The 2,244-nt window shown below is 53.2% G+C and carries 2 protein-coding genes; both read right to left on the minus strand.

Features of this window, described 5'->3' with window-relative positions:
* Nucleotides 1-990: 990 nt before the first annotated feature.
* Nucleotides 991-1,887: a PEP-CTERM sorting domain-containing protein gene (locus H5U08_RS16355; protein ID WP_297035483.1), complete on the minus strand. Its 897-nt coding sequence runs from the start codon at nucleotides 1,885-1,887 to the stop codon at nucleotides 991-993.
* An 83-nt stretch (nucleotides 1,888-1,970) separates the two neighbouring features.
* On the minus strand, nucleotides 1,971-2,244 hold a 274-nt coding region (locus tag H5U08_RS16360), incomplete at its 5' end, for a hypothetical protein (protein ID WP_297035486.1).

Raw genomic sequence — 2,244 nt, forward strand, 5'->3', positions numbered from 1 at the left:
CCACCTGGGCGGATCGATCGTCTCCGCTGTGTTGCATTTTCACGACCTGTGGCTGCAATTCTGTTGCGTTTTGCATCATTTCTTATTCTTGTTCTTGCTGCTTAGACTCAGCGAGCCTCCGCGCGCACTCCGTTCCTGTGGGTTGCGCAGGACATCCACGTGATGCGTCCCGGTAGGGCAGCCCAGCCTCGTGAGTCAAGGACCTGCTCCCGCGACATTCAGTTGCTCTCAGCCAGACCAAAGCCATCCATCGCGGCAGTTGATTGAAATACTACGCCCTTGCCCACCACCGGGCGTCCCTCGGTTGGGTTAGTCCGCATAAAAGCGGTTCGACCGCAATTCGTGTGCCGCACCACTTCACCTAAATAAAAGGCGTGCCTATTTCGATCGGGACCACCTATCAATCGCGAATCCCGCCAAAGGGGCAGAGAGAGCGGCACGCAGCGGATTTGCTAGGAATTCGGCCAAGATATGGCGCCTCGCGTTGCCAACCTAGTTCCCATCTTTCGTCGCGGTTTCTACAGGAGAATTGCAACGATGACCTTCTACTTGCGGTGACCACCGCTTCTTTTAAGGCATCTACAACACAATCGGTTGGCAAAGCGGCGCGCTGAATTGCCGGTTGTAGTCCTGACAAGCATGAAGGCTGCGGAGACCGATTGTTACAACGCCCCATTGTTTCACCCCTCTACGATACGGTACCCCGTTATTACAACATCCATCTCAAGCGGTGGAAGTCGATCATTTCAAAACGTCTTTCGCACAGGGCATGCCCTCCTGCGCGTCACCTGCCCTGGGTTGCGCCTAATAGCGTTAAATATGCAGCTATGGCCGCAACTTAAAGCAATTCGCCAATCATTCAATTTGCAAAACTTGGTGGAAGGCTTTGACACCTTCCACCAAGTCTGATGGCCTCATTGCGTTTAATCTAAGATTCCCTAAATGGAATCGAATTCCACCGGTCGGTTTTCCCGGCGTACCACGCCAAAGTCAGGCGCCGATCCGTCGCCGCCGGAGGAAACCAAGCCCAGCACCGCCGCAAAGAAGTCCAGCGAGAGCGACCAAGCTACCCGGTTCGGGGACGTAATTCACGTAATAGTTACCATCGTCTCTTGTTTTAATCGCACCACCAGCGGAGGAGAACGTGGAAGACTCCAAATCGAGTGTTACCTTAAATGTAGCTGCAGTAAACGGGGGCGCACTCAATAACGGCTTGAAATCTGCCAAATTAATACCGGGTGCTGCCCAATCCACAGCCAGCCTTGCGGAGACGAGGCCTGACGAAGTGTCGAGTCGAAAATATTGCCCACTCGGCGTGTCCGTTATTCCCACCGAGAAGAGTTTCTGGCTGTTGGCACTCAAGGTTTGCAGATCTGATATAAACGTAGACAAATCGGGTGTCATGTAATTGATCGTTCCAAATGGGTACTTCGTACTATCACTGAATGGGTTAGTAGCTCCTGTAACCTCTAGAACGACGGCTACCGCAGTCGACGGCAGTCCTGAGAAGTTCAGAAGTTCCCCCAAGGAATAGCCCGACCCAAATGGAGTACCTGGCGGAGTCGGCAAATGCGATACAATATTTCCGCTGATCTCACTGATCTGAAGCGAATACACCAAATAGGCGGAATTGGTGAAACTGTCGCCATTAATCACGTTGATCTTGGCGATGCCGATAGAGATGTCGCCGATGAAAGGTGTATTGGGAGACGGGTTGTTGTCTGTCCGATAGTCAATTATATATCCCAGGCTATCGTCACTCAGGTAATCATCTGTACTGTTGACCTTCGACAGGGACGAAATCACCCCCGCAAGGCTTACCTGCGTAAACACAAGCAACAAAATGGAACTACAAGCAAAGCTGTAAAACACATATCTCGAACGCATGGTTAATCCTCCAATAGTTGTTCCTACGCTAAAAATTTCTGTGCCCACGACCTACAGCTCTAAAGCCCACCCTAATCTCCGAACTACGCAGGGCGGAGGAGTTCAAAGACCGGTCCGCTGGGCAGGATGAGTTTGGGTTCGTCCAGAATGCGATCGCGGAGAGGCGGATCGCTCAGATCGAGCGGTGGGCCAATGAGGGCTGCCTGAGAGCTACTCGAACTGCTGCCCGCGACCGAGAGCGAAGTGCCGCTCATCCCGGCGGATTGACCGGCCTGCATGGCGGCCCTTTCCATCGGCAAAAGCAACAGGTGCCACGGGGACGAACCGTTGTCGTCCGATTGGTCCCGCGGTACCTGC

The sequence above is a fragment of the Thermogutta sp. genome (assembly GCF_014359955.1).
Lineage (GTDB): Bacteria > Planctomycetota > Planctomycetia > Pirellulales > Thermoguttaceae > Thermogutta.

Excerpts from the sequence above, each read along its gene's own strand:
- H5U08_RS16355 (WP_297035483.1), bottom strand. The coding sequence starts at position 1,887 with ATGCGTTCGAGATATGTGTTTTACAGCTTTGCTTGTAGTTCCATTTTG.